This window comes from Enterococcus sp. DIV0840, assembly GCF_050527835.1.
GTDB lineage: Bacteria > Bacillota > Bacilli > Lactobacillales > Enterococcaceae > Enterococcus_L > Enterococcus_L ureasiticus.
In genome coordinates, this window is sequence record NZ_CP172876.1 from 1,351,510 (window position 1) to 1,378,072 (window position 26,563).

Consider the following 26,563-nt stretch of genomic DNA (forward strand, 5'->3'; position numbering starts at 1 on the left):
AATCATTAGGAGACCCGCACCAAAATTAATGGAGAAAAGGACTTGATTTTGAATTTTTCTCATTTTTTTTTAATGTTTACGTTGATTTACTTGGAAAAATAAGGATTATGAATGATTTATGGAAGATAATCTTATTTTTCACGGTCTCACTCTAATATGAGTGAGTGGATTGAAATACAAAAATTTGACGCTTAGCTTGCTAAAAAAAGGTCTCACTCTAATATGAGTGAGTGGATTGAAATATGAGAAGGCATTTTTGCATATCCTAAAGAACCAGTCTCACTCTAATATGAGTGAGTGGATTGAAATAATCAGGATATGCTATGAAGAGTCTAGGCAGTGGGTCTCACTCTAATATGAGTGAGTGGATTGAAATCTATGTGCATCTACCTTGAAGATCAATTCTCCATGTCTCACTCTAATATGAGTGAGTGGAGTGAAACAAAAGTTGGTAGAGTACCTTGTTCGATAGTTGAAGGTCTCACTCTAAAATTGAACGTATCAAAAAACACTAAAATCAACAAAAAAGAAAGACTAAAAAACTAGGCTTTCTTTTTTTATATCTAAATTTCAAATCAAACTACCTTCATTTTGTTCAAATGGTTAAAAAAAGTGTAAAATTAAACTAGTTATCTGAAATATTGGATAAACTATTCTACAATTGGTTTAACTACAGCAATAAGAAGGTGAATGAAAAGGTGAAAAAATTGTTTAGGAAAAAAAGAGATATAGATAAAGAGGAGTTTTCCCCATCAGAAGAAAAAGCACAAAAAATCAATGATAACGATATTCGGATTCCAACCGATATAAAAGGCTTGTCCGATCAAGAAGTACAACAACTCTATGCAGAAGGTAAGACCAACAAAGAAGTCGAAGATCTATCTAGAACGACGAAACAGATCATTTTAGATAACTCACTGACATTATTTAATTTTATCAACTTGTTTTTAGCGGTTGCAGTTTTTGCTGTTGGCTATCCTAAAAATGCATTATTTTTCTGGATCATTATTATCAACACAGCAATTGGTGTCATCCAAGAAATCCATGCAAAGAAAACGATCGATAAACTATCCATCGTTAATAAAACAGAAGTAACTACTTTAAGGGAAAATCAATTGGTTAAAATCTTTCAAGATGAAATTGTTTTGGGTGATGTATTAGTTTTGACCTTGGGAAACCAAGTTCCTTCTGACGGTGTCGTGCTTCAGGCAGAAGGTATGGAGGTCGATGAGTCCTTATTAACGGGAGAATCAGATAAAATTACGAAGCAAAATGGCGATAAAATCATGAGTGGAAGTTTTATTACCTCAGGATTAGGTTTTGTCAAAATCACGGCAGTCGGTGAAGATAACTTCGTTTCTAAGTTATCCAAAGAGGCGAAAACAGAGAAACATTCGACTTCGGAATTAATGAATTCACTGAATCTTTTGATCAAAGGTTTAACATTTGCTATCATTCCGATCGGCTTACTATTATTCTGGTCACAGTACCAGTCAACACAATCCTTTCCAAAAACAGTTTTAGGTGTTTCTGGTGCGTTGATTAGTATGATTCCAGAAGGTTTGATGCTATTGACCAGTGTGGCATTTGCAGTAGGGGCAGCGAATTTAGCTAGAAAACAAACCTTGATCCAACGCCTATCCTGTATTGAAACCCTTGCGCGCGTGGACACCATTTGTTTGGATAAAACAGGAACCATTACAGATGGCAGTTTGACATTTAAAGAACTGATTCCCCAAGCTGGTTTTCCAGCAAGTGAAATCGAGCGTGCAATGAGTGAAATGATGGCAGGCCTATCAGATCAAAATGCAACAGCTAAAGTTCTTAGAACGAGGTTTCCACTTTCTCAATCTGCTTGGAAAGTTAAAGAAGTAATCCCGTTTTCTTCCGATCGAAAATGGAGTGGTATCACTTTTGAAGAAAAGGGCTCGTTTGTTATGGGGGCACCGGAATTTATTTATTCTGAAGTTCCAGAAGCGTTACGAGAGAAATTGGCGCCTTATAATGAGCAAGGAGACCGTGTCCTGATTTTGGTTCATTTTTCAGAAGAGTTAACAAGTCCTAAGTTGCCTAAAGAGAAAGAAACGGTTGCGATTTTTATCATAGCGGATACGATTCGTGAAAATGCGGTGGATACATTCTCTTATTTTGCAAAGCAAGACGTAACGCTAAAAGTTATTTCAGGTGATAATCCAATTACGGTGTCGCAAATAGCGAAGCAAGCAGGAATCGCTGGAGCAGAAAATTTTGTTGACATGAGTACCATTTCTGATTCAACAAACTTCAATGAACTGGTAGAAAAAACGACCGTTTTTGGTCGAGTAACGCCTTATCAAAAAAGAGAGTTGATTCAAGCCTTGAAACAAAATGGACATACGACATGTATGACAGGGGATGGTGTCAATGATATTCTTTCATTAAGAGAAGCGGATGTCAGCGTAGCTATGGCGAGTGGAAGTGATGCTGCCCGTGCTGTGTCAGATGTCGTTTTATTAAATTCTGATTTTAGTTCAATGATCCAAGTACTGAATGAGGGTCGCCGTGTAATCAATAACATCGAGCGCGTTGCATCAATGTATATGGTAAAAACAATTTACTCTGCGATTCTTGCAGTAACATTTATCTTTTTATTCTTACCATATCCATTTGCACCGCTACAGTTAACGCCAATCAATACATTAACGGTTGGGATACCTTCTTTTATTTTAGCGTTAGAACCGAATTATCAACGAATCAAAGGGCACTTTTTGACTAATATATTACGGATTTCAGTTCCCGGAGCACTGACAGTTGTTTTTAATATTTTAGTGTTACAGCTAGCTGGAATTTGGTTTGATTTATCGCATCAAGATGTCTCTACGATGTGTGTGTTGCTTACAGGTTGTGTAGGATTTCAAGTGTTACTTAGAGCCGCACGACCATTAGATTTGAAAAAACAGATCATGATTGGCCTTCTATTAATTGCGTTTCTTGTTTGCTTCCTATTCTTTGGGAATTTCTTTATGTTGACATCATTATTTACAAGAAATGTTCTATTCTATCTGCCATTGATTCTTGGCAACCGGTCTATTTTTAACTATATATCATTATTTATGACGAGAGCGATATATGAGGTTGAGAAGAGGAAAGAAAATAGAAGAATCAAGAAGAAAAAAAGAGTTATTTAAGGTTAGAAAAAGTTAGGACGTAAAGATGTCCTAGCTTTTTTATGTTGGGTGAGTCTAATAAAGAATGACAATCATTTTCATTTAAGCCCTTTAACGTTGTTATTTCTCCAAGTGCGCGTAATCTAAAGATAAAAGGGGAAACTTTTCAAAAGGAGTGGTATAAATGAAACATTTAACGAAATTGATCATTACGATCGTGACAGGGATTTTGGCATTAGTATTTGAATTTATTTTTCATCAGCCAGCATGGGCGTTTGGAATCATCATAATTACGGGCTCAATCATGACATTTTCAATGTTAGTAGAAATGGTAAAAACGTTGAAATCAGGCAAATACGGTGTGGATATTTTAGCGATAACAGCAATCATTGCAACGTTAGCAGTCGGCGAATACTGGGCAAGTTTGATGATTTTGATCATGTTGACAGGCGGTGATTCTCTTGAAGATTATGCAGCTAAAAAGGCCAATAAAGAGTTAAGATCGTTGCTGGATAATTCACCACAACAAGCGCATCAGCTGATCAATGATACATTGACAGATATCCCAGCAGAAAACGTCGTCGTAGGTGATCAACTTGTGGTTAAACCAGGAGAAATAATTCCCGTTGACGGCTATATTATAAAAGGGACATCTGAAGTTGATGAATCTTCTTTAACTGGTGAATCACGTCCCGTGAATAAAAAAATAGGTGATCCATTGATGTCAGGTTCAATCAATGGCGACAGCTCACTTACAATGCAAGCTGAAAAAAGTGCAGCAGATAGTCAATATCAAACTATCGTGAAACTGGTAAAAGACTCAGAAGCACAACCTGCTCATTTTGTGCGAATGGCCGATCGCTATGCTGTCCCCTTTACGATTACAGCTTATGTGATTGCAGGAGCAGCATGGTTTATTTCAAAAGATCCAACTAGGTTTGCGGAAGTGTTGGTCGTGGCTTCACCTTGCCCATTGATATTAGCAGCACCAATCGCTTTAGTTGCTGGTATGAGCCGCTCAAGTAGAAATGGGATTGTCGTAAAAACAGGTACCACATTGGAAAAAATGGCTGAAACAAAATCAGTTGCTTTTGATAAGACGGGAACGATTACTAAGGGAGCTTTATCGGTGGATAAAATTATTCCTGAAAGTGGCGTTTCAGCAGAAGATTTATTAGTCTTAGCAGCAAGTGCGGAACAAGAATCCAGTCACATATTAGCACGATCACTTGTAGCGTATATCTCTTCACCAGAAATGTTAAAGAAGGTTTCTGGTTTAGAAGAAGTAACAGGTGCTGGTGTCAAAGCAACAATTGAAGGGAAAGTGATCCGTGTTGGAAAACCAGCCTTTATTTCTCAACAAAAAATTGAAGAAATAGCAGACCAAACGATTGTTTACATTTCTCAAGATGAACATTATTTAGGCTACATCACATTCACAGATAGTATTCGTCCAGAAGCGAAAGAAACGATGGATCAATTGCGAAAATTACATGTAGACCACTTGTTGATGTTGACAGGAGATCATCAAATAGTTGCAGAAGATATTGCAAAAGAAGTTGGAATTAGCGAAGTTTATGCGGAATGTTTGCCTCAAGATAAAATCAATGTGCTAAAGCAAATACCTGACTCTAAACGGCCGGTGATCATGGTCGGAGATGGTGTGAATGATGCGCCTTCTTTAGCAATTGCCGATGTTGGTATTGCTATGGGAGCTCATGGCGCAACGGCGGCAAGCGAAACAGCTGATGCAGTAATCTTAAAAGATGATTTAGAAAAAGTCAGTACAGCAGTGAAAATTTCTAAAGATACCATGAAAATCGCGAAACAATCGGTTTTAATTGGTATCACGATTTGTACAGTCTTGATGTTAGTAGCAAGTACAGGCATCATCCCCGCTTTATTTGGTGCGGTTTTACAAGAAGTGGTGGATACGGTTTCGATTCTATCTTCCTTACGGGCAAAAAATGATTGAGTTGGATCTTTTTAACGAGTATTATTTTAGGAGAACAGATAGTTGCAACTATGCTTTTAAATTGTTAGAATCAACTTATAAATCGATTGATAACGAATGTTATTTTATAGTGATTTAGCTGACATACTAGCTCGCTCAGTATTTTAAATAGGAGGAAAATTGGATGGATGGAAGCAAAATAAATGATAAACCTGTAACACAAGAAATACTTTTAGAAGAAGGTTATCGTAAATATTCAGGAGAAGGTTTGGATATTTATTATAGTAAGGACATTTGTGCTCATATCGGCAACTGTGTTTTCGGTAATCCAGATGTTTTTGAAGTGGGTCGTAGACCCTGGATTATTGCTGATAACGGCAGTATCGAAGAGAATATTCGTGTAATTGATACCTGTCCAAGTGGTGCTTTAAAATACATTCGAAAGGACGGAAAATAACGATGGAAATCAAAGAAGAACAAGATCGCTTTGTATTATTAAATGACGACAATCAAGAAATTGGTGAAATGACTTGGTCAAATGCAGGGGACAAAATGATGATAATTGATCATACATTTGTTGACCCAACTTACAGAGGACAAAAACTAGCAGAAAAATTAGTCTTTAACGGAGTGGAAAAAGCTCGACGTGAAGGCAAAAAAATCATTCCGCTGTGTCCGTTTGCTAAAAAAGAGTTTGATACAAAACCAGAATATAGTGATGTTTTAAGAACTTAGTAAAGGTGATCTGCGCTTGATTAAATAAGCACAGATCACTTTTTTTCATCCAATATAGATGAAAAAAATCAAGGTTTTTCAAATACAACTGGTATTTGAATTGAAAATATGCTAAAGTATAAGAGATGTATTTTGTGAATAAGGGAGAATTAGACTATGTATAATTTTATTTTAACACTTGTAATCATCCTTTCAGTAGTGATGGTTATTGCCGTTATGATGCAGCCAAGTAAGCAAAACAGTGCAGCAAGTGCATTTACAGGTGGCGCAGATAAACTTTTCGGTAAACAAAAAGCACGCGGATTTGAAGCTGTTATGCAACGTGCGACAGCGATTATTGGTGCCGTTTGGATGTTACTATTATTTATTTTAGTATTATTATCATCGAATTAAAATCTTTGAAGTCTCTCATTTACTGAGGGGCTTTTTTTCTTACACAAGTTGAACAATTCTCTAAGAAAAGTTCTTGCAACATCTTTCTTTTCATAAGGTTTTCAATAGATAATGTGCTAAAATGGGGATGAGGTGAATTAGATAGTGAAAAAAATAAGTCTACCTAAACCATTATTTACGCAAAATGGTCCCCGTGCCGTACTACTATTGCACGCCTATTCAGGAAGCAGCAACGATGTTCGGATGCTGAGTCGTTATTTAGAGAAAGAAAATTATACGGTGTATTCTCCTAATTTTTCTGGTCATGCAACTATTGCGCCAGAAGATATTTTGGAAAAGACAACTAATGATTGGTGGCAAGATACAGTCGAAGCTGTTCAATTTTTAAAAGACAAAGGATATCAAGAAATGGCTGTTTTTGGTCTTTCAATGGGTGGTATTTTTACGATGGGCGCATTGACAAGTCAATTAGAAGGAATTATCGGTGGCGGCTTTTTCTGTTCGCCCATTTTCCCAGTAAAAAATAAAGTGCCAGAAAATTTCGTTCTTTATGCTGATAAAGTATTAAAAACAGCTGGTGTTTCAACTGATGAACGAGCAGAACGAATGGTAAAAATCAAAGAAGCTTCTTACGTTCAACTAAAAGATATTGAAGCTTTTTCTGAACAAACGGCCAATAAACTTGGACAAGTAAATGTTCCCGTTTTTATGGCACAAGCTGGTAAAGATGAAATGATCGATCCGTTAGGCGTCTATCAGACGGCACAAGCGCTAGCCCAAACACGATTTGCATTAAACTGGTATCCAAATAGCGGACATGTGCTGACAATTGGACCAGATCATAAACAATTAGAACAAGATGTATTTGCATTTTTAAATACATTGTCTTGGAATGAGGAGAAAGAATGACAAAACAAACAATCAAGGAAAAAATCCTATCTTTTATGGAAAACCAGACGAAAAAAAGTTTTTCTATGGAAGAAATCGCGGTAGGTTTGCAACTACAAAAGAGCTCAGATTTTAAACTGTTGGTTCAAACTGTTGCAACGATGGAACGTGAAAAATCAGTAGAATTCAACAAAAAAGGCAAAATCCGTTTGCCGCAAAAAAATGGAGATATCGAAGGAACTTTTCGTGCGAATGAACGCGGCTTTGGGTTTGTGACCATTGACCCAGAAGAAGCCGATGTCTATATTCCAAAAGAAGCTGTCAATTTTGCGATGGATGGTGATATCGTTGTAATTGATATTGTTCAGCCAGCAGACCCATTTTCAGATCGCGGAGCTGAAGGAAAAATAGTAGAAATCAAAACGCGTGCGATCACGCAAGTTGTCGGTGAATTTATTGCCTATGACGAAAAAGAAGTAAGCGAAACCGACCTTTACGGTTATGCTGTTTCAAAAGATAAAAAAATGACAGGCTTGACCTTTAACATTGCAGCACAAGGAATCAAACCAGTTGACGGCAGCATTGTGATCGTAGAAGTGACGCACTATCCTGAAAAAGAATATCCAAAAAGTTTAGAAGGTATCGTCAAAAAAGTAGTCGGTCACAAAAACGATCCTGGTATGGATATTTTATCGATTGTTGTGGCTCACGGCATCCCGACAAGTTTTCCTGATGAAGTGGTCGCGGAAGCGGACAAAGTACCTGATGCAATTTCAGATGCTGATATCGAAGGTCGTAGAGATTTACGTGATCAAATGATCGTCACAATCGATGGAGAAGATGCTAAAGATTTAGATGATGCAGTAGCAGTACGGAAATTAGAAAACGGCAATTATTTCTTAGGGGTGCATATTGCCGATGTTTCTTATTATGTCACTGAAGGCAGTGTTTTAGATCAAGAAGCTTATGAGCGCGGGACTAGTGTTTATCTAACTGACCGAGTTGTACCGATGATCCCACAACGCTTGTCTAATGGTATTTGTTCACTAAATCCTAACGTGCCAAGACTTACGATGAGTTGCGAAATGGAGATAACGCCTGATGGTCACATAGTGAAACATGACATTTTCCAAAGTGTGATCCAAACGACTGAGCGAATGACTTATACAGCCGTCAATGAAATTTTAGAAGAACAAAAGCCGGAAACAATGAAACGTTACAAAAAATTACTAACGATGTTTCAAGAAATGGGGGAACTTCACCAAATTCTTGAACAAATGCGTGAAAATCGCGGTGCAATTTCATTTGAAGACCGTGAAGCAAAAGTGCTAGTTGATGAAAATGGTCATCCACATGATATTTTACTTCGCACACGCGGTGTTGGTGAACGTTTAATCGAATCATTTATGTTGGCAGCAAATGAAACTGTTGCTAAACATTTCAATGAGTTGAAATTGCCATTTATTTATCGGATCCATGAACAACCGAAAGAAGAGAAAATGCAACGCTTCTTTGATTTTGCGGCTGTGTTAGGCATTGTAGTCAAAGGAACAAAGTCAGATATCACGCCAAAAGACTTACAAAAAGTCTTGGAACAAGTTGCTGATAAACCAGAAGAAGCTGTGATCAATACAATGTTGTTGCGTAGTATGCAGCAAGCTCGTTACTCAGAGGATAACTATGGTCATTATGGTTTGGCGGCAGAATATTATACCCACTTTACGTCACCGATCCGTCGTTACCCAGATTTGATCGTTCATCGATTGATACGTAGTTATGAAGGAAAAGTTTCAGAAAAACTAAAAGAAAAATGGGAACAAAATTTACCAGATATTGCTGATCATAGCTCAAGAATGGAACGTCGGGCAGTTGAGACAGAGCGTGAAGTTGATTCAATGAAGAAAGCTGAATTTATGGCAGATAAAATTGGTGAAGAATACGATGGCATCATCAGTTCAGTGACTCGTTTTGGACTATTTGTAGAGCTGCCGAACACGATTGAAGGCTTGATCCACGTCAATAATCTGAAACAAGATTATTTCCATTTTATTGAAAACCATATGGCACTTGTTGGGGAACGAACAGGAATGACCTTAAAAATCGGTCAAAAAGTCAAAGTCAAAGTAGATAAAGCAGATCCAGAAACGAGAGAAATCGATTTTGAATTTCTTGAAGCAGAAGAAGTTGAGAAAATTGAAGCGCCAAAACAAAAGAAACGTCAAGATGGACGCCGAAAACGAACTTCAGATCGCAATAATGCTGATAAGAAGCCGTTCACACAAAAGAAAAACAAGAAAAAAGGCAAAAAGCCATTCTATAAAGAAGTAGCCAAAAAGAAAAAACCGAAGAAACAAAAGAAAAAATAGAAAATGGAGGAATGGGTATGCCAAAAGGGGAAGGCAAGCTGATTGCCCAAAATCGTAAGGCTCGGCATGACTATACTGTTGTTGATACAATGGAAGCTGGAATAGTTTTACAAGGAACAGAAATCAAATCGATCCGAAATGGAAGAATCAACTTAAAAGATGGTTTTGCTAGAATCAGAAATGGAGAAGCGTATCTGCTCAATGTGCATATCAGTCCTTATGAGCAGGGAAATATTTTCAATCATGATCCTCTACGAACAAGAAAATTGTTACTACACAAAAAGCAAATCGCCAAGCTGATTGCTGAGACGAAAAATACTGGAATCACGATTATTCCTTTAAAAGTTTATATCCGCAATGGTTATGCCAAAGTCTTGATTGGTCTTGCAAAAGGGAAAAAACAATATGATAAACGGGAAGATTTGAAACGAAAAGAAATTAATCGTGAAATTAGCCGGACACTAAAAAACAATTTGCGGTAATTTATTAAAATTCATGTATTTTTGAATGAAATGAAACCATTTTAGTGTCGATTTTATTCTTTTTCGCATATTTATTTTCTTTGCTTTATCTTAGGCGGAAAGTTTGGTAGAGTGTAATGGAAATGATGAGTTTTCATCATTTTTTCAGTAACTGGCCTATGTACTGCCAAATACTAATAGGACTCTATTCTTTTAATATTTTGTCATATTAAAAGAAGTGTCCAATTTTCATGAAATTCTTTTGAAATTATTCATCGTTGGTGGTATGATACGTGTGGTTAAGAAATAGAAGCCTTTTAAGCTTCTCGCAAGTTTGTTGGAAAAGAGGTGAAATAATTTGGAAGAGAAGACACTACTCTTCAAGATTGGGCCAATTTGGTTTGACGGAACGATTTGTTTAATGGTTTTGTTAACATGTGTCATTGTCTTTGGGATAGTATATTTCTGCACAAGGAATATTCAAACGAAACCAAAAGGCAAACAAAATGTCATTGAGTATCTCATTGATTTTGTTCGGGGAATCATTACCGACAATATGCCAAGTAAAGAAGTAACAAATTTTCACCTGCTAGCATTCACGATGTTTATGTTCGTCTTGGTTGCGAATATCATTGGTTTAGTGACAAAAGTCGCTATCGGTGATTACACTTATTGGAAGAGCCCAACAGCCGATCCAATGGTCACTTTGACATTAGCATTGATCATGATTGCGTTAACGCATTTCTTCAGTGTTAGCCGTTTTGGATTAAAAGGATATTTCAAAAATAGCTTTTTAAGTCCAGTAGCTTTTCTAATGCCGATCAAGTTAATGGAAGAATTTACGAACTTGCTTACTTTGGCGCTACGTTTATACGGAAATATTTTTGCCGGTGAAGTATTACTTGGACTGATTGCAGGACTTGTATCAAGTGTAGGACTATGGACGATTCCACTAGCGATACCACTAGAAATGGTCTGGTTAGCCTTTTCATTATTTATCGGCGCAATTCAAGCATTTATATTCGTAACATTATCAATGGTTTACATGGCTCACAAAGTTGAAGTCGAAGAATAAACAATAAATAAAAAACAACTATTTCTTAGGAGGAAAACAATAATGAATTATATCGCAGCAGCAATAGCAGTTTTCGGAGCAGCAGTCGGAGCAGCATACGGTAACGGAAAAGTTATCTCAAAAACAATCGAATCAATGACACGCCAACCAGAAATGGCTGGACAACTAAGAACAACAATGTTTATCGGGGTTGCCTTAATCGAAGCGGTTCCTATTCTAGGTGTAGTTATTGCATTGTTATTAGTGCTTAAATAATCTCTTTAGAAGGCAGGACGCTGAGTTTTTAAAACGCCACGCGTTACTGCTTTCTTTGCTGCGAATCACAGCGACTGCCTCTGGCAGAGCTGATGATGAGCAGTACTTGGCGAACGAAGTGAGAGAAGTAACCTATTAAAAGAAACATCAAGCTTCACCAAAAGCAAAGTTAGCCGCTAAAAACATCAAGATTAGTCTGTAGCTATTTTAAAATAGATTAGCTGATGATGAGCAGTACTTGGCGAACGAAGTGAGAGAAGTAACCTATTAAAAGAAACATCAAGCTTCACCAAAAGCAAAGTTGGCCACTAAAAACATCAAGATTAGTCTGTAGCTATTTTAAAATAGAAGAGCTGATGATGAGCAGTACTTGGCGAACAACGAGCGATAAATGAAACAACAATAAGATAAAACAAACCATATAAAGAATCAATTCAACAACATCACCAAAGAGAATTGCAGAGAAAGGAAGTTGAAACTTCATGCTAGATTATTTAGTAATCGGTGAAGCAGGACCAAGTACAACAATAGGCACGATGATTGTCGTAAGTGGCGCTTTTCTAATTTTGATGCTTCTAATCAAGAAATTCGCTTGGGAAGCAATCACTGATATGTTAAAAAAACGTGAAGATAAAATTGCCAACGATTTAGATTCTGCAGAGCAATCTCGAATAGCAGCCGCTAAGATGCAAGAAGAACGCCAACAAAAATTGCTTTCTTCTAAATCTGAAGCAGCAGAAATCATTAAACAAGCGAAAGAGAACGGAGATCAAAACCGTCAAAAAATGTTAGCAGAAACCAATGATGAAGTGTCACGTTTACGAGAAAAAGCACGTCTTGATATTTCTCAAGAGCATGAAGAAGCATTGGCATCTGTTAAAGATGAAGTGGCGAGCTTGTCTCTACAAATTGCAGAGAAAATTTTAAACAAAGAATTGACTCCAGATGCACATGATTCATTGATCAATTCTTATATCGAAGGCTTAGGTAAGACAAATGAAGTTAGATAAGTATACGGTAGGTAAACGCTACGGCAAAGCTTTGTTTGAGTTGGCGATTGAAAAGCAAGAAGCTGACAGCATTTATCAGGACTTATTAAAACTTAGAGAGATTTTTCACGAAGTTCCAGAATTAGGCGATATTTTAAGTGATGTCCGCCTTGAACCATACGAAAAAGATGAAATCATGAAACAATTAGTTAGCGGCTTTGAAGGAACAATAGAAAACTTCTTATATGTCGTTTATAACTATAGTCGTATGAATGATTTATTATTGATGATTGATGAATACGAAAGACGTTATGATGAGCACAAAAGTTTACTCTTAGGAACAGCATTAACAGCTGTACCGTTGACAAAAGAGCAACATCAGTTAATGGAAGAAAAAGCAGCAAAACTTTTAGGGTATGAAAAAGCGAATTTAATCAATTTAATTGATCCCGAAATCGTTGGTGGCGTGATTATAGAAGCCAATTATAAAGTGATCGACGGTAGTATCCATAAGCAATTAGAACGAACCCAAGAATTGTTATTAAAATAACGTTCAGCACAATAAAGAGGTGAATTGAATGGCTATCAAAGCAGAAGAAATCAGTGCCTTGATTAAGGAACAGATCAAAAATTATCAACAAGAATTAGCAGTCGAAGAAATTGGGACTGTCACATATGTTGGGGATGGAATTGCTCGTGCCCATGGATTAGAAAACGCGATGAGTGGAGAACTACTTGAATTTTCTAATGGCTCATATGGAATGGCGCAAAATTTAGAAACCAATGATGTCGGTATTATCATTTTAGGTGATTTTGAAACCATTCGAGAAGGCGACAAAGTCAAACGTACTGGTAAAATCATGGAAGTCCCTGTCGGCGAAGCAATGATCGGCCGTGTTGTTAATCCATTAGGTCAACCGATCGACGGCCTAGGCGAAATCAAAACAGATAAAACACGTCCAGTAGAAGCGGCAGCTCCAGGTGTTATGCAAAGAAAATCAGTCGATCAACCGATGCAAACAGGTCTTAAAGCAATCGATGCCTTAGTACCAATTGGTCGTGGTCAACGTGAATTAGTTATTGGTGACCGTAAAACAGGTAAAACATCTATTGCCATCGATACGATTATCAATCAAAAAGGTCAAGATGTTATTTGTATCTATGTCGCTATCGGCCAAAAAGAATCAACTGTCCGTAACCAAGTTGAAACGTTAAGAGCTTATGGTGCACTAGATTATACGATTATTGTAAATGCAGGAGCGTCTCAACCAGCTCCATTACTCTATATTGCGCCTTATGCAGGAGCTGCGATGGGTGAAGAATTCATGTACAACGGCAAACATGTTTTGATCATCTTTGATGACTTATCAAAACAAGCTGTAGCTTACCGTGAACTTTCATTGCTGCTACGTCGTCCTCCAGGTCGGGAAGCATATCCAGGTGATGTGTTCTATCTACATTCACGTTTATTAGAACGTGCGGCAAAATTAAGTGACGAATTAGGTGGCGGTTCAATGACTGCTTTACCATTTGTTGAAACACAAGCCGGAGATATTTCTGCTTATATTCCGACAAACGTTATTTCAATTACGGATGGACAAATTTTCTTAGAAAGCGATTTGTTCTATGCAGGTACTCGTCCAGCCGTTGATGCCGGTCTTTCCGTATCACGCGTTGGTGGTTCAGCACAAATCAAAGCAATGAAAAAAGTTGCTGGTACACTTCGTTTAGATTTAGCAAGTTACCGTGAATTAGAAGCATTTACTCAGTTTGGTTCTGATTTAGATGCGGCAACTCAAGCCAAACTAAACCGCGGACGTCGTACCGTTGAGATTTTAAAACAAAAATTACATGCACCATTAGCAGTTGAAAAGCAAGTAGTGATTTTATATGCGTTGACCCACGGATTTTTAGATAGTATCAGTGTTGCAAAAATCCTAGATTTCGAATCAGAATTATTTGACTTTTTGGACGGCAAACATCCTGAATTATTTGAAACGATCCGTACAACGAAAGATTTGCCAAAATCAGAAGATCTAGATGCAGCAATTAGCGAATTCAAAGAGATTTTCGGAGCAGCAAATTCAGAAAGATCTACAGCTAAAGATACACTTGAATCAATTCAAAATGCGTAAGAGAGGTGACAAGAATTGGGTGCTTCATTAAATGAAATCAAACAACGCATTGCTTCAACTAAAAAAACCAGTCAAATCACTAATGCTATGCAGATGGTTTCGGGCGCTAAACTGACAAAATCAGAAGCCGCTTCTAGAAGCTTTCAAGAATATGCATCAAAAATCCGTTCTATCGTTACGCATCTTGTTGCAGCTCAATTAAGTGATCTGGAAGAATTGGATTCATATGACAATGAAGAAGCATCAGAAAGTGGAAACTACCATATGATGCTGACATCACGTCCCGTGAAAAAAACAGGTTATATCGTCATTACCTCCGATAAAGGATTGGTTGGCGGCTATAACAGTTCAATTTTGAAACAAACGATGAAAATGATGGCAGATGACCATAAATCGCAAGATGAATATGTCTTGGTTGCTATCGGTGGAACTGGTGCAGATTTTTTTAAAGCTCGTGGCATAAATGTTGCCTATGAACTTCGTGGACTAAGTGATCAACCTAGCTTTGATGAAGTTAGAAAAATCGTTTCAACTGCGACTACAATGTATGAAAATGAAGTGTTTGATGAGTTGTATGTTTGTTATAATCACCACATCAATTCATTGACAAGTCAGTTTCGTGTAGAAAAAATGCTGCCGATTTCTGATTTAGATCCGGACGAAGCGACAACCTATGAGCAAGAATATATCCTAGAGCCTTCAGAAGAAGCAATCTTAGATAATTTGTTGCCTCAATATGCTGAAAGTTTGATTTATGGCGCAATTATTGATGCCAAAACAGCAGAACATGCTGCTGGGATGACAGCGATGAAAACAGCCACAGATAATGCGCAAAACATTATTAGCGATTTGACGATTTCTTACAATCGGGCTCGTCAAGGAGCAATTACACAAGAAATCACCGAAATCGTAGCTGGTGCAGCTGCTTTAGAATAACAAACAAGATTCGAGCCTGCGTGGCTCGAAGTTCTTACTAAGTATTAGAGAAGACAGGTTTTATCATGACCTCGTTAGGGTCTAAAACTGTCGAGCCTTCGATATTTTTATGGCCTCTTCAAACGAAACGGAGGAAAGACACATGAGTTCAGGAAAGATTGTTGAAGTAATCGGTCCCGTTGTTGACGTGGAATTTTCACTAGATCAATCCTTACCAGATATAAATAATGCATTAGTCGTTTACAAAAACGGCGAAGAAAAACAAAAAGTCGTTTTAGAAGTAGCTTTAGAATTAGGGGACGGTGTCATCCGTTCGATTGCAATGGAGTCCACTGATGGATTACAACGCGGAATGGAAGTTATTGATACTGGAAAACCGATTTCTGTTCCGGTAGGGAAAGAAACATTGGGTCGTGTATTCAACGTTTTAGGTGATACAATCGATTTGGAAGAACCATTCCCAGAAGACGCAATACGCAGCGGTATTCATAAGAAAGCCCCTGATTTTGCTGATTTAAGCACAAGTAACGAAATTTTAGAAACAGGAATCAAAGTGATCGATTTATTAGCCCCGTATTTAAAAGGTGGTAAAGTCGGACTATTCGGTGGTGCCGGTGTTGGTAAAACCGTTTTGATTCAAGAATTGATTCATAATATTGCGCAAGAACATGGTGGTATTTCTGTATTTACCGGTGTTGGTGAACGAACTCGTGAGGGGAATGACCTTTATTTTGAAATGAAAGACTCTGGTGTTATTGAAAAAACAGCCATGGTATTCGGTCAAATGAATGAACCTCCTGGTGCACGTATGCGTGTGGCATTGACTGGTTTAACGATTGCGGAATATTTCCGTGATGTTGAAGGCCAAGATGTGTTATTGTTCATCGATAATATTTTCCGTTTCACTCAAGCAGGTTCTGAGGTTTCAGCCTTACTAGGTCGTATGCCTTCAGCGGTTGGTTATCAACCAACACTTGCCACTGAAATGGGTCAATTACAAGAACGTATAACTTCAACTAAAAAAGGCTCGATCACATCGATTCAAGCAATCTATGTACCAGCTGATGACTATACTGACCCGGCGCCAGCAACAGCATTCGCCCATTTAGATGCAACAACTAACTTGGAACGTCGTTTAACTGAAATGGGTATTTACCCCGCAGTTGATCCATTAGCTTCATCTTCAAGCGCTTTAGCACCCGAAGTTGTAGGTGACGAGCATTACGCCGTAGCGACAGAAGTACAGCACGTATTGCAACGTTATCGTGAATTACAAGATATCATTGCAATTTTAGGGATGGACGAGCTATCTGATCAAGAAAAAGTCTTGGTTGGCCGTGCCCGTCGTATTCAGTTCTTCTTATCACAAAACTTTAACGTAGCCGAACAATTTACAGGACAACCTGGTTCTTATGTCCCTGTTGCTGATACAGTCAAAGGATTCAGAGAGATTCTTGATGGGAAATATGACGACTTACCGGAAGAAGCTTTCCGTAGTGTCGGTAGAATTGAAGACGTTATTGAAAAAGCTAAAACGTTGAACTACTAAAAAGGAGGAGACACAGAAATGGATTGTTTAACTGTCAATGTGGTGACTCCTGATGGATTGGTTTATGATCATCGTGCAACGATCGTTGTTGCAAAAACAACAGATGGCGAAATTGGTATCTTACCTAAACATGCACCGATCATCGTTCCTTTAGCAATCGATGAAGTACGTGTAAAAAGGACCGATTCTGATACACATGTGGATTGGATCGCTGTGAATGGCGGTATTATGGAAGTACGTGATAACGTTGTTTCAATCATTGCCGATAGTGCAGAACGTGAAAGAGATATTGATGTAAGCCGCGCAGAACGTGCAAAACATCGTGCTGAGCGTATGATTGAAAAAGCGAAGGAAAATGCTAATACGGATGAATTACGCCGTGCAACAGTTGCACTTCACCGAGCGATCAATCGGATCAATGTGTCAAAACATACCTAAATTTATGAGTGGCTGAGACAGCAAAATAGTGATGTCTCAGCCATCTCGTATAGTAAATAAAACAGCATACATATGTTATTTTTATGAAAGTTAAGAATCTTTATTTTTTGTTTGAGGCAATTTGTGATAAACTAACTTTATATTACTTAAATAAGGCTGTGGAAACTTTTCAATCAGAGTTGGAAAAAGCACAATACGCTTTTTATATTATCTAGCTTTACAGGCTAATCTCTCGGAAAAAAGATAAGAATGAGGGGAAAAATACCTTAGTCCTATTCTTCAGCTTTTAAAGTAAGGAGAAATTTATGCAATTTTTTGGTATCGATGCAGTGATTCGGATCATCTGCCATATGATGTTTATCTATGTTAGTTTTTGGGCAATGCAATCTATTAGAATAGAACAGTTTTTCAAAGCGCATCAAACCACTCAAGTACGGTTACTGATCGTCTTGATTTCAATTGTTATCGGCTTTACTGTAAGCTCGTTTTTCTTAGAGTTTCTTGCGTTATGCCGTAACTTATTTATTGTATTTTTCCCATAAAGATTGATGAATAAAAAGAAAAGATACTATTTGTTGGTGAATAGTGGTATAATAGAAAAGATTTTGGATCGAAGTATCCAATTCTAACTTTTTTGGGGGGAACAAAATGGAACAGATTATTGTTCATGGTGGTAACCAATTAAAAGGAACTGTGAAAATCGAAGGGGCTAAAAATGCAGTATTGCCAATTTTAGCAGCAACCCTTTTAGCAGAAGAAGGAACAACTACATTAAATAATGTACCGATTCTTTCAGATGTCTTTACAATGAACCAAGTAATCAAACACTTAAACGTAGATATCGAATTTAATGAAGAAGAGAACCAAGTTACAATAGATGCAACGCAGCCGTTAGGCATCGAAGCAAATTATGAGTATGTTAGTCAAATGAGAGCGTCAATCGTTGTAATGGGTCCTTTATTGGCTCGCAATGGTCATGCAAAAGTTGCTATGCCTGGAGGATGTGCAATTGGTAAACGTCCAATTGACTTGCACTTAAAAGGCTTCCAAGCATTAGGCGCGAAGATCATTCAAAAAAATGGGTATATCGAAGCAATTGCGGATGAATTGATCGGAAATACGATTTATTTGGATTTCCCAAGCGTAGGTGCTACTCAAAATATCATGATGGCCGCTGTTAAAGCCAAAGGTACGACAGTTATCGAAAACGTTGCTAGAGAACCTGAAATCGTTGATTTAGCGAATATCCTTAACAAAATGGGCGCTAAAATTGTCGGTGCAGGTACTGAAATGATGCGTATTGAAGGTGTGAAAAAACTTCATGCTGTTGAACATTCAATTGTTCAAGATCGTATTGAAGCGGGAACTTTCATGGTTGCAGCTGCGATGACTGAAGGAGATGTGTTGATCGAAGAAGCAATTCCTGAACATAATCGTCCACTTATTTCTAAATTAACTGAAATGGGCGCTGTTATTCGTGAAGAAAGAGGCGGTTTGCGCGTCATTGGTCCTAAAGTAATCAAACCAACAGACATTAAAACAATGCCGCATCCTGGCTTCCCGACAGACATGCAAGCACAAATGACTGCGATACAAATGGTAGCAGACGGTTCAAGTGTTGTAACTGAGACAGTTTTTGAAAATCGTTTCCAACATTTAGAAGAAATGCAACGAATGAATGCTGATGTGAAAATGGATGGCAATATTGCTATTATCAATGGTAGTCAAGCATTACAGGGAGCTGCTGTAGAGGCAACAGATTTACGTGCGGCCGCTGCATTGATTTTAGTTGGATTACGTGCTCAAGGTATTACGCGCGTATCACACTTAGAATATTTAGATCGCGGTTACTATAAATTCCATGAAAAACTTCAAAAATTAGGAGCAAAAGTGGAACGAGTAAACGACGAAAAAGCGACAGAAAAGAAAATGTCAGCAGTTAGATAAAAGGGGAAATAGATATGAGTTCGACACGCTATATTATAGTGACTTTGTTGAAAGTTTTAGTAGTGATTGCCTTAGTGATTATTTTATTTGTTGCTGGTACGATGATCGGTTATGGAGTAGTCGGCGGAGGGAATCCAAAAGATGTGTTCAAAGAGGAAATTTGGACTCATATTCTAGATTTTTTTAAATAGGCCTTAATACAAAAACAATCCAAACTGTATTTTTGTTTGGATTGTTTTTTTGTTAGCATAAAATAACGACCGTTTTATATTTTATAACTATATATATTTGTAAAAATATTGTAATATAAAGGGTTTTTGTTGATTTTAATCTGTTTTTTTATAGATACTATTACAGTAAATATAACAAAAAATGATAATACAAGTTTAGGGTATTTTCTAATAAAAAAAATACGAATCCTATTACAGCAGGTTTATTTTATATAAAATTAAATGAAAAAATGAAAATATTTCCCATGTAACAATCTATAAAACGCTTTCTGGCAGACTGTAACTTAGCCTTAATTAAATAGTAACCATTGAGGATTCACCACATGCTATGATAGCTCTCGTACTAATTTGAGGGAGGAACCTATTTAATGAAAAAAAGATGGTTGCCAATTTTATTTATCATTTCCTGTTTTGTTACTGGATCAGTGATTCCTGTTTATGCAGCAGAAAATAAAAATAGCGAAATTAAGAGTTTAAGCAGTTACACAGTTGTGTCAGAACAAACAGCACAAAACTTATCAAGCTCAATGATCTATTCAATGACAGAAAGCAAAGCCTTTCAACAAGTAAAAAACAATATTTTAAATAAAGAAAAAACCGAAAAAGAAAAGGCTGAGACTCAAAAAAAAGAGCAAGCTGCAAAACAAAAGATGGAAGCTGAAAAAAAACAAGCCCAACTTGAAAAAGAAAAAATTGAAAGTACTAAGCCTGAGGGAAAAACGATGATGATGGAAGCCACTGCCTATTCTTGTAATGAAGGATTTATCGGCGGAGGGAATCTAACTGCTATGGGACAGGATTTACGTGTGGATCCAATGGCTATTGCAGTTGATCCAAATGTGATTCCAGTAGGCACGAAATTGTATGTCGAAGGGTATGGAGATGCCATTGCCAGTGATACCGGTGGTGCCATTAAGGGAAATATTATCGATCTTCATTTTTCAGATGTAGCTCAATGTATCAATTGGGGGAGAAGACAAGTTTCCGTAACGATTTTATCATGAGCCAGGAACGTATTTAAAAGAGTTTTGCGATAATAGATTAAAAGGTGAACAGGATGTTTGAATTCTTGTTCATCTTTTTTTTATAGCTCACAAAGTCCGAATTATCGAATAAGAAAAAAAGTTATATGTTATAATAAAGATTGATTAATGGAAGAAGGAGCGATAAGTATATGAAAGCTGTAGTTACTGAAATTGGTGTTCGGGCATTAGATGAAAAAGAACCGATGATCATACTTTTTGGTGAAAGCACCACAGAGGGTTTAAAGGAATATTCTGTGATTCAAAAATTTCAAGAAAATCAATCTTTAGAAGTAAAAAAAGGGGACCTATTAAAGATCGATGAACAAGAATATACTATCGATTATGTTGGACCTTTTGCTAATGATAACTTAAACAGCATTGCTCATGTGACTTTGGTTTTTACTGATGTGCCGAAAGAAGATGCAATTGTTAATGGGTTATACCTTACTCCTAGTGCCTTTCCAACAATCAAGGTTGGATCAACAATAGAATATATGTCTTTTGGAGTGTGAGTGAATGGAACAAGAAAAAAATAAAGAGAAACGATTTTCCTGGTTTTGGCGTTGGTTTTTAAATAATCAAGTTGTAACCACATTATTGATTGTGTTATTAATTTTACTAATTTTATTAGTATTTACGAAAGTTTCGTATCTATTTAAACCAGTTTGGCAGTTTATCGGTGTTGTTGGTTTACCGCTGATCATGGCTGGGATTTTGTATTATTTAATGAATCCAGTCGTTGATTATCTGGAAAAAAAGAACGTACCTCGTATTTGGAGTATCATCGGACTATTTATTATTGTAGTGGCCTTGATCATTTGGGGTCTTGTAGTGATCGTTCCAAAAATTCAAGAACAGACCGTTAGTTTTGGAAATCATTTTCCCCAATATATCGATACACTCGATAAAAAGATGCAGGAGATTTTGAGTGATCCTTTCTTTGCACAATTTCGCAGTCAGTTAGAGGATATGGGCGATAAATTGATCAGTTCATTAGGAGATATTATTCGTAATATTTCTACGTTTACAGTTCAAGGCTTAGGAAGTTTTGTTGGAGCTGTTGCGACAGTTGTAGTGGCAATCATCACAATGCCATTTATTTTGTTTTACCTTTTAAAAGACGGAAAGCAATTAGCACCTTATTTGATGAAGTTTTTACCTAATAAAATGCGAAAACCTACATTAAAAGTGTTAGGAGAAGTTAATTCACAAGTTTCTTCTTATATACGTGGTCAATTGACAGTGGCTTTTGCGGTTGCTGTAATGTTTATTCTTGGTTTTTCATTTATTAGATTGGATTATGCAGTTACTTTAGGAATCACAGCTGGTTTCCTTAATTTGATTCCCTATCTAGGCTCATTTCTAGCTATGGTACCAGCTGTATTTTTAGGGATTGTGGGTGGACCAGTTTTATTAGCTAAAGTGTTAGTCGTTTTTGTTATCGAACAGACAATCGAAGGGCGTGTGATTTCACCGCTAGTGTTGGGAAGTCAGTTAGACATCCATCCAGTAACGATTCTAGTTGTGCTGTTGACGTCTGGAAAGTTATTCGGTGTGGTAGGAGTTATTTTGGGAATACCAGTTTACGCCGCAGCTAAGGTTATAATTACGCATATATTTGAATGGTATAAAGATGTTTCAAGTTTGTATCATGAAGAAGAAGAATTAAAAAAATTCGAATGAAAAAAGCCGAAATGAACAAATTTGTTCATTTCGGCTTTTTTATTCTTAAAATGTTTTACCTAAAGTTGTTGCTTGATCCATTGCTGCACTTAACAATTCTTCAGCTTTTTCTGGGTGATGATCGATCCCTTCGATAAATAATTGATCGACTTCAGCAACACCAATGAAGTTCAAAATCCCTTTTACATATTGAGAAGCAAAATCTTGTCCTTCATAAAAACCGCCATTTGATTGAATGTGCAAGGCTTTTTTACCGTTAGTCAAAGGTTTAGGACCTTCTTCAGTGTATTTAAATGTTTTTCCAGCAACGTTGATCGTATCAACCCATGCTTTTAAACGAGTCGGAACATTTAAATTCCATAAAGCATTGGCAATAACTACTTTGTCAGCGCCTAGGAATTGATCCGTTAACTCGTTGAAGCGAGCAACTTTTGTTTGTTGGCTTTCATTTAAAGCGGTAAATTCAGTACCAGTGCGTAATGCACCCCAACCAGAAAGTAACTCTTCATCGATTTCAGGAACGAAATCAGCATAGACATCAAGTACATCGATCTCATCAGATGGATTTTGAGCTTGATAACTTTCTAAAAAGGTTTCTAACGCACGCACAGAACGAGATTCTTCTTTAGTAAGTGGGTGTGCTTTGACAACAAGTAATTTTGACATGTAAAGTCTCCTTTGAATACCTAAGTATGATTATTTATAAACAAAAACTATTCTACTAATAAAAAGTAAGAAAATCAAGTTTTTACTTAAATTATAGAAAAAAACAAGTATTCAGCAGTTAAATACCTGTTTTTTTCTATTAAGAAGCTTTTGAGATTTGTTGCATGCCGCCAATCACATGTACAGCATGAAAGCCTTTCGAAGCCATGAACGACGCAATAATTTCAGAACGGCGTCCACTGTAACTAATGATATGATAGGTTTTTTCTTTATTTAGCTGTTTTAACATATTTGGTAAAACAGTTGCAGGCAGTGACATAGAGTGTGCTAAGTGTCCTTGTAAAAAACTTTCCGTTTCACGAATATCAATGACATTAAGGTCATTTGTAGTGTAAAGTGTTTCAAAATCAGGAGTAGAAATTGTTTCGAACATGTAACTCATCCTTTGAAAATATATATTTTTTAAAACTATGGAATAGATTTTAACTCTTTTGAAAAAGGTTTGCAATCATCCTTTGACATTTCTTAATAGTTGTCCAAAAATTTCATTCAAGATTGCTTTTGAAAAGGGTTGCAAATGAATTAGAAAGATGTTATGATATCCATGTAATAAGGATTGTTACTGTTCGGCAGGCAAAACCTGAATCTTCCATAGTGATTTATTTGGGTGGATTCTAGGTTTTTTTCATTTGTATTTGTAAAAGTGAGGTTCATCATGTATATCGAAAAAATTTTAAATAACAATGTCGTCATGACAAAAAATGAGTCAGGTGAAGAAATCGTCTGTATGGGCCGAGGGCTAGCCTTTCAAAAGAAAATCGGTGATTTGATCGATCCAACTTTTATTGAAAAAGAATTTGTTTTAAAAGATTCTATCACTTCAGGACAGTTCCAACAATTGTTTGCGGATATTCCGTTAGAAGAAGTAGAGATCGTTAAAAGAATTGTGGATATGGCTGAAGATGATCTAGGAATCGAACTTTCATCTAATATCTACTTAACCTTGACTGATCATGTGCATTACGCAATCATGAGAGCAAAAGAAGGTATTGAGATGCCGAACCCCTTGATGTTTGAAACAAAAAAGTTTTACCCTAAAGAATATGCTATCGCTAGAAAAGGCGTAGCGTTGATCAAGGAAAAGCTGAACATTGATTTTTCAGAAAGTGAAGCAGGCTTTATTGCATTTCACATTGTAAACAGCGAACAGGCGAATGGAAACATTGAAGTGACGATGTCTGCTACTGAAATGGTACGAGATATCTTAACGATCATCAGCCGTTATTTCGGTAAACCATTTGATGAAGATTCATTGAACTATCAAAGAATCGTGACGCACTTACAGTATTTTGCCCAACGTTATTTGCAAAACGAAGCACACGATGAAGAAGATGACTTTCTTTATGAGTTGATTCAAAGCAAGTATCCTAAAGCGTTTCAATCAGTACAAAGAATCAATGATTATTTAGTCAAAAAATATCAAAAACCGATCGACAAAGCAGAACAAATTTATTTGACTATTCATATTCAGCGGGTAGCTGGAGAGAAAAAAATGTAGTGTTTATAATATCCATTAAAAATTCAACTTTCAATCGAAGCGGATTGTTACTGTTTAGCAGGCAAAACCTAGATTGAAAAAACAAGAGATTCATCTATAATTATGTTTTTTGTAAGTATAGTAGATCATTGTTTTTTCAGTTTAGGTTTTTTTATATAAAAAATTAAGGAAAAGGGGCATATAAAATGAGTAAAAATCAAGAAATCGCTGAGCGCGTCTTAACACTAGTCGGTGGAGAAGAAAATGTTAATAGCGTTGTCCACTGTGCGACTCGTCTACGTTTCAAATTAAAAGATGAGGAAAAAGCGGAAACTGAAAAATTAAATCAAGATCCAGATGTGATTCAAGTAGTTAGAAGTGGCGGCCAATATCAAGTCGTAATCGGCAGTCATGTAAGTGATGTTTATAAAGAATTGATGGCACATAGTGGTTTAGGTGACGATGATTCTGAAAAAGATGAAGGACCTAAAGGCAATATTTTTAATCAATTGATCGATATTATTTCTTCAATATTCACGCCTTTCTTAGGTGCGATGGCTGGAGCTGGGGTCTTAAAAGGCTTCTTAACACTAGCCGTTACATTAAATTGGTTGACTGCTGAATCCGGCGTTTATGTTGTTCTTTTTGCAATAGCTGATGGAATTTTCACATTCCTACCGATTCTTCTAGCCTTTACTGCTGCGAAGAAATTTAAAACGAATGAATTTTTAGCGGTCTGTTTAGCAATGGCACTCGTTCATCCAAGCATTACTGCAATGGCCGGACAAACGTTAAGTTTTGCTGGACTTCCAGTGATTATTGGGGCAAGTGCGTATACATCTTCTGTTATTCCAATTATTTTAGCAGTTTATGTTCAAAGCTATGTTGAACGTTTCTTTAAGAAAATAATTCCTTCTTTCTTACAAATCATTTGTGTTCCTTTAGCTGTTTTTCTTGTAATGGCACCAGTTACATTTATTGCAATTGGCCCGATCGGAACGATTTTAGGTGATTTGTTAGGTAAAGGATATGATGGTATTTATGGTTTCAGTCCAATTATTGCCGGTGCAGTTATGGGTGGTTTATGGCAAGTGTTTGTTATGTTCGGTATGCATTGGGGCTTCGTTCCAATCATGCTATTAAATCTTTCAGCAGCAGGTGGTGGAGTGGATACAATGGCACCAATGCTTTTACCAGCTGTATTATCACAAGGTGGCGCGGCTTTAGCAGTCTTCTTTATGACAAAGAATGTAAAACTAAAAGGATTGGCGTTATCTTCAACGATCACTTCAATCTTTGGGATTACAGAACCAACTGTTTATGGTGTGACATTACCGCTTAAAAAACCATTTATTGCAGCTTGTATCGGTGGTGCAGTTGGTGGTGCGTTTATTGGTTTCAGTCATGTTCAAAACTATGTCTTTGGTTTGATCAGTTTATTGAGTTTACCAGGGTTTATCCCTCAAGATACGAAAGATACTTCTGGTCTAGTTGCAGCTGTGATCGGAACTGTGATTGCTTTTGTGATTGCCTTTGTATTAACATTTATTTTAAAATTTGATGATAAACCAGAAGCTGGTAGCGAAACATCAAAAGAAAATAACACAGAAGCGAATAATGGTAATAAAAATGATAAAATTGTTTTAACTAGTCCAATAACAGGTACAATCATTCCTTTGGATAAAGTTGAAGACCAAGTATTTTCATCTGGTGCATTAGGTAAAGGGATTGCGATCGAACCAACCGTAGGCGAACTTTACGCTCCTGCTAACGGCGAAATCACAACACTATTTCCAACAGGGCATGCGGTTGGAATCACAACAGAAGATGGCGCAGAAGTTTTGATGCACATTGGAATGGATACTGTTGAGATGGATGGTGACGGATTCGAAATATTAGTAAAACAAGGTGATAAAGTCAAACAGGGCGATTTATTAGTTAAATTTGATATTGAAAAGATCAAAGCAGCTGGACATCCGGTTGTGACACCAGTTGTTGTTACAAATAGCGGTGATTACTTGGATGTATTAGATATGGACCAAGTAGATGTTTTACATGGTGAGGATTTCTTGGCAATTGTACGTTAAATTAAATGTTTTTGATGATTCGAGAAAGAACGGCTCCACTATACTTTTAAATTTAGGAGGAAAATCGT

General features: G+C 36.9%; 26 protein-coding genes. 24 read left to right on the forward strand and 2 right to left on the reverse strand.

The genetic code is table 11. From position 1 onward, the window contains the following. The first annotated feature begins 698 nt into the window (after nucleotides 1-698). From IGL98_RS06395 to IGL98_RS06500, 22 genes are all read left to right on the forward strand, one after another. Nucleotides 699-3,167, forward strand: coding sequence for an HAD-IC family P-type ATPase (locus IGL98_RS06395; RefSeq protein WP_206912226.1), 2,469 nt, complete (start codon nucleotides 699-701; stop codon nucleotides 3,165-3,167). Between the two features lie 163 nt (nucleotides 3,168-3,330). Further along, entirely contained in the window at nucleotides 3,331-5,121 is a 1,791-nt protein-coding gene (locus IGL98_RS06400; RefSeq protein ID WP_206846472.1) for a heavy metal translocating P-type ATPase, read from the forward strand. 163 nt (nucleotides 5,122-5,284) lie between these two features. Next, on the forward strand, nucleotides 5,285-5,557 hold the full coding sequence (locus tag IGL98_RS06405; protein ID WP_206846473.1) for a (4Fe-4S)-binding protein: 273 nt from the start codon (nucleotides 5,285-5,287) through the stop codon (nucleotides 5,555-5,557). A gap of 2 nt (nucleotides 5,558-5,559) precedes the next feature. Beyond that, the gene (locus IGL98_RS06410; RefSeq protein WP_206846474.1) at nucleotides 5,560-5,835 is read left to right on the forward strand and encodes a GNAT family N-acetyltransferase; all 276 of its coding nucleotides are present in this window, start codon (nucleotides 5,560-5,562) and stop codon (nucleotides 5,833-5,835) included. Nucleotides 5,836-5,991: 156 nt separating this feature from the next. Beyond that, on the forward strand, nucleotides 5,992-6,228 hold the full coding sequence (gene secG / locus IGL98_RS06415) for a preprotein translocase subunit SecG (RefSeq protein ID WP_069645173.1): 237 nt from the start codon (nucleotides 5,992-5,994) through the stop codon (nucleotides 6,226-6,228). Nucleotides 6,229-6,369: 141 nt separating this feature from the next. After that, nucleotides 6,370-7,137, forward strand: coding sequence for an alpha/beta hydrolase (locus IGL98_RS06420; protein WP_422851623.1), 768 nt, complete (start codon nucleotides 6,370-6,372; stop codon nucleotides 7,135-7,137). Next, nucleotides 7,134-9,482, forward strand: coding sequence for a ribonuclease R (gene rnr / locus IGL98_RS06425; protein ID WP_206846477.1), 2,349 nt, complete (start codon nucleotides 7,134-7,136; stop codon nucleotides 9,480-9,482). Before IGL98_RS06420 ends, rnr begins: the two co-directional genes overlap by 4 nt. Before the next feature lie 17 nt (nucleotides 9,483-9,499). Next, nucleotides 9,500-9,964, forward strand: coding sequence for an SsrA-binding protein SmpB (gene smpB / locus IGL98_RS06430; protein WP_069639814.1), 465 nt, complete (start codon nucleotides 9,500-9,502; stop codon nucleotides 9,962-9,964). A 337-nt stretch (nucleotides 9,965-10,301) separates the two neighbouring features. Further along, on the forward strand, nucleotides 10,302-11,018 hold the full coding sequence (gene atpB / locus IGL98_RS06435; protein WP_206912224.1) for a F0F1 ATP synthase subunit A: 717 nt from the start codon (nucleotides 10,302-10,304) through the stop codon (nucleotides 11,016-11,018). Between the two features lie 42 nt (nucleotides 11,019-11,060). After that, entirely contained in the window at nucleotides 11,061-11,273 is a 213-nt protein-coding gene (gene atpE, locus IGL98_RS06440; protein ID WP_069645169.1) for a F0F1 ATP synthase subunit C, read from the forward strand. A 482-nt stretch (nucleotides 11,274-11,755) separates the two neighbouring features. Further along, nucleotides 11,756-12,283 carry a F0F1 ATP synthase subunit B gene (gene atpF / locus IGL98_RS06445; protein WP_206846480.1) on the forward strand — a complete coding sequence of 176 codons (528 nt, stop codon included), beginning with the start codon at nucleotides 11,756-11,758 and terminating at the stop codon, nucleotides 12,281-12,283. Further along, nucleotides 12,270-12,812 (forward strand): ATP synthase F1 subunit delta, encoded by a 543-nt coding sequence (gene atpH, locus IGL98_RS06450; protein WP_206912222.1) that lies wholly within the window; start codon nucleotides 12,270-12,272, stop codon nucleotides 12,810-12,812. The genes atpF and atpH overlap by 14 nt, the downstream gene beginning before the upstream one ends. Before the next feature lie 28 nt (nucleotides 12,813-12,840). Next, nucleotides 12,841-14,397 carry a F0F1 ATP synthase subunit alpha gene (gene atpA / locus IGL98_RS06455; protein ID WP_206846484.1) on the forward strand — a complete coding sequence of 519 codons (1,557 nt, stop codon included), beginning with the start codon at nucleotides 12,841-12,843 and terminating at the stop codon, nucleotides 14,395-14,397. A 15-nt stretch (nucleotides 14,398-14,412) separates the two neighbouring features. Continuing rightward, on the forward strand, nucleotides 14,413-15,333 hold the full coding sequence (locus IGL98_RS06460) for a F0F1 ATP synthase subunit gamma (protein ID WP_069645165.1): 921 nt from the start codon (nucleotides 14,413-14,415) through the stop codon (nucleotides 15,331-15,333). A 142-nt stretch (nucleotides 15,334-15,475) separates the two neighbouring features. Continuing rightward, nucleotides 15,476-16,882 carry a F0F1 ATP synthase subunit beta gene (gene atpD / locus IGL98_RS06465; RefSeq protein ID WP_206846485.1) on the forward strand — a complete coding sequence of 469 codons (1,407 nt, stop codon included), beginning with the start codon at nucleotides 15,476-15,478 and terminating at the stop codon, nucleotides 16,880-16,882. Between the two features lie 18 nt (nucleotides 16,883-16,900). Next, entirely contained in the window at nucleotides 16,901-17,320 is a 420-nt protein-coding gene (locus tag IGL98_RS06470; RefSeq protein WP_206846486.1) for a F0F1 ATP synthase subunit epsilon, read from the forward strand. A 305-nt stretch (nucleotides 17,321-17,625) separates the two neighbouring features. Next, nucleotides 17,626-17,862 carry a DUF1146 family protein gene (locus IGL98_RS06475; protein WP_069645162.1) on the forward strand — a complete coding sequence of 79 codons (237 nt, stop codon included), beginning with the start codon at nucleotides 17,626-17,628 and terminating at the stop codon, nucleotides 17,860-17,862. 106 nt (nucleotides 17,863-17,968) lie between these two features. Further along, nucleotides 17,969-19,267, forward strand: a complete 1,299-nt coding sequence (murA, locus tag IGL98_RS06480) for a UDP-N-acetylglucosamine 1-carboxyvinyltransferase (RefSeq protein ID WP_206846490.1) — start codon at nucleotides 17,969-17,971, stop codon at nucleotides 19,265-19,267. A gap of 14 nt (nucleotides 19,268-19,281) precedes the next feature. Next, nucleotides 19,282-19,458, forward strand: coding sequence for a DNA-directed RNA polymerase subunit beta (locus IGL98_RS06485; RefSeq protein WP_010763298.1), 177 nt, complete (start codon nucleotides 19,282-19,284; stop codon nucleotides 19,456-19,458). Nucleotides 19,459-19,865: 407 nt separating this feature from the next. Then, a complete protein-coding gene (locus tag IGL98_RS06490) occupies nucleotides 19,866-20,501 on the forward strand; it encodes a 3D domain-containing protein (protein ID WP_206912220.1) in 636 nt (211 codons plus the stop codon). A 170-nt stretch (nucleotides 20,502-20,671) separates the two neighbouring features. Beyond that, nucleotides 20,672-21,034, forward strand: coding sequence for a PTS glucitol/sorbitol transporter subunit IIA (locus tag IGL98_RS06495; protein ID WP_206846494.1), 363 nt, complete (start codon nucleotides 20,672-20,674; stop codon nucleotides 21,032-21,034). A 4-nt stretch (nucleotides 21,035-21,038) separates the two neighbouring features. Continuing rightward, complete coding sequence (locus tag IGL98_RS06500) at nucleotides 21,039-22,205, forward strand: AI-2E family transporter (protein WP_206912212.1); 1,167 nt, start codon at nucleotides 21,039-21,041, stop codon at nucleotides 22,203-22,205. A gap of 45 nt (nucleotides 22,206-22,250) precedes the next feature. On the opposite strand, the gene IGL98_RS06505 is transcribed toward IGL98_RS06500, so the two are convergent. Together IGL98_RS06505 and IGL98_RS06510 are read right to left on the reverse strand one after the other, a co-directional pair. After that, nucleotides 22,251-22,871 (reverse strand): FMN-dependent NADH-azoreductase, encoded by a 621-nt coding sequence (locus tag IGL98_RS06505; RefSeq protein WP_206846499.1) that lies wholly within the window; start codon nucleotides 22,869-22,871, stop codon nucleotides 22,251-22,253. A 139-nt stretch (nucleotides 22,872-23,010) separates the two neighbouring features. Beyond that, entirely contained in the window at nucleotides 23,011-23,304 is a 294-nt protein-coding gene (locus tag IGL98_RS06510; protein WP_206845851.1) for a rhodanese-like domain-containing protein, read from the reverse strand. Nucleotides 23,305-23,586: 282 nt separating this feature from the next. Here IGL98_RS06510 and licT point away from each other — a divergent pair, with 282 nt between their 5' ends. Together licT and IGL98_RS06520 are read left to right on the forward strand one after the other, a co-directional pair. Further along, the gene (gene licT, locus IGL98_RS06515; protein WP_206912210.1) at nucleotides 23,587-24,429 is read left to right on the forward strand and encodes a BglG family transcription antiterminator LicT; all 843 of its coding nucleotides are present in this window, start codon (nucleotides 23,587-23,589) and stop codon (nucleotides 24,427-24,429) included. 185 nt (nucleotides 24,430-24,614) lie between these two features. Continuing rightward, nucleotides 24,615-26,495, forward strand: a complete 1,881-nt coding sequence (locus IGL98_RS06520; protein WP_206845837.1) for a beta-glucoside-specific PTS transporter subunit IIABC — start codon at nucleotides 24,615-24,617, stop codon at nucleotides 26,493-26,495. The last annotated feature ends 68 nt before the right edge of the window (nucleotides 26,496-26,563 follow it).

Bases quoted from the DNA above. Each gene is read 5' to 3' on its own strand.
- IGL98_RS06400 (WP_206846472.1), top strand. From the start codon at position 3,331: ATGAAACATTTAACGAAATTGATCATTACGATCGTGACAGGGATTTTG.
- IGL98_RS06405 (WP_206846473.1), top strand. From the start codon at position 5,285: ATGGATGGAAGCAAAATAAATGATAAACCTGTAACACAAGAAATACTT.
- IGL98_RS06410 (WP_206846474.1), top strand. From the start codon at position 5,560: ATGGAAATCAAAGAAGAACAAGATCGCTTTGTATTATTAAATGACGAC.
- secG (WP_069645173.1), top strand. From the start codon at position 5,992: ATGTATAATTTTATTTTAACACTTGTAATCATCCTTTCAGTAGTGATG.
- rnr (WP_206846477.1), top strand. From the start codon at position 7,134: ATGACAAAACAAACAATCAAGGAAAAAATCCTATCTTTTATGGAAAAC.
- smpB (WP_069639814.1), top strand. From the start codon at position 9,500: ATGCCAAAAGGGGAAGGCAAGCTGATTGCCCAAAATCGTAAGGCTCGG.
- atpE (WP_069645169.1), top strand. From the start codon at position 11,061: ATGAATTATATCGCAGCAGCAATAGCAGTTTTCGGAGCAGCAGTCGGA.
- atpF (WP_206846480.1), top strand. From the start codon at position 11,756: ATGCTAGATTATTTAGTAATCGGTGAAGCAGGACCAAGTACAACAATA.
- atpH (WP_206912222.1), top strand. From the start codon at position 12,270: ATGAAGTTAGATAAGTATACGGTAGGTAAACGCTACGGCAAAGCTTTG.
- atpA (WP_206846484.1), top strand. From the start codon at position 12,841: ATGGCTATCAAAGCAGAAGAAATCAGTGCCTTGATTAAGGAACAGATC.
- atpD (WP_206846485.1), top strand. From the start codon at position 15,476: ATGAGTTCAGGAAAGATTGTTGAAGTAATCGGTCCCGTTGTTGACGTG.
- IGL98_RS06470 (WP_206846486.1), top strand. From the start codon at position 16,901: ATGGATTGTTTAACTGTCAATGTGGTGACTCCTGATGGATTGGTTTAT.
- IGL98_RS06475 (WP_069645162.1), top strand. From the start codon at position 17,626: ATGCAATTTTTTGGTATCGATGCAGTGATTCGGATCATCTGCCATATG.
- murA (WP_206846490.1), top strand. From the start codon at position 17,969: ATGGAACAGATTATTGTTCATGGTGGTAACCAATTAAAAGGAACTGTG.
- IGL98_RS06485 (WP_010763298.1), top strand. From the start codon at position 19,282: ATGAGTTCGACACGCTATATTATAGTGACTTTGTTGAAAGTTTTAGTA.
- IGL98_RS06490 (WP_206912220.1), top strand. From the start codon at position 19,866: ATGAAAAAAAGATGGTTGCCAATTTTATTTATCATTTCCTGTTTTGTT.
- IGL98_RS06495 (WP_206846494.1), top strand. From the start codon at position 20,672: ATGAAAGCTGTAGTTACTGAAATTGGTGTTCGGGCATTAGATGAAAAA.
- IGL98_RS06500 (WP_206912212.1), top strand. From the start codon at position 21,039: ATGGAACAAGAAAAAAATAAAGAGAAACGATTTTCCTGGTTTTGGCGT.
- IGL98_RS06505 (WP_206846499.1), bottom strand. From the start codon at position 22,871: ATGTCAAAATTACTTGTTGTCAAAGCACACCCACTTACTAAAGAAGAA.
- IGL98_RS06510 (WP_206845851.1), bottom strand. From the start codon at position 23,304: ATGTTCGAAACAATTTCTACTCCTGATTTTGAAACACTTTACACTACA.
- licT (WP_206912210.1), top strand. From the start codon at position 23,587: ATGTATATCGAAAAAATTTTAAATAACAATGTCGTCATGACAAAAAAT.
- IGL98_RS06520 (WP_206845837.1), top strand. From the start codon at position 24,615: ATGAGTAAAAATCAAGAAATCGCTGAGCGCGTCTTAACACTAGTCGGT.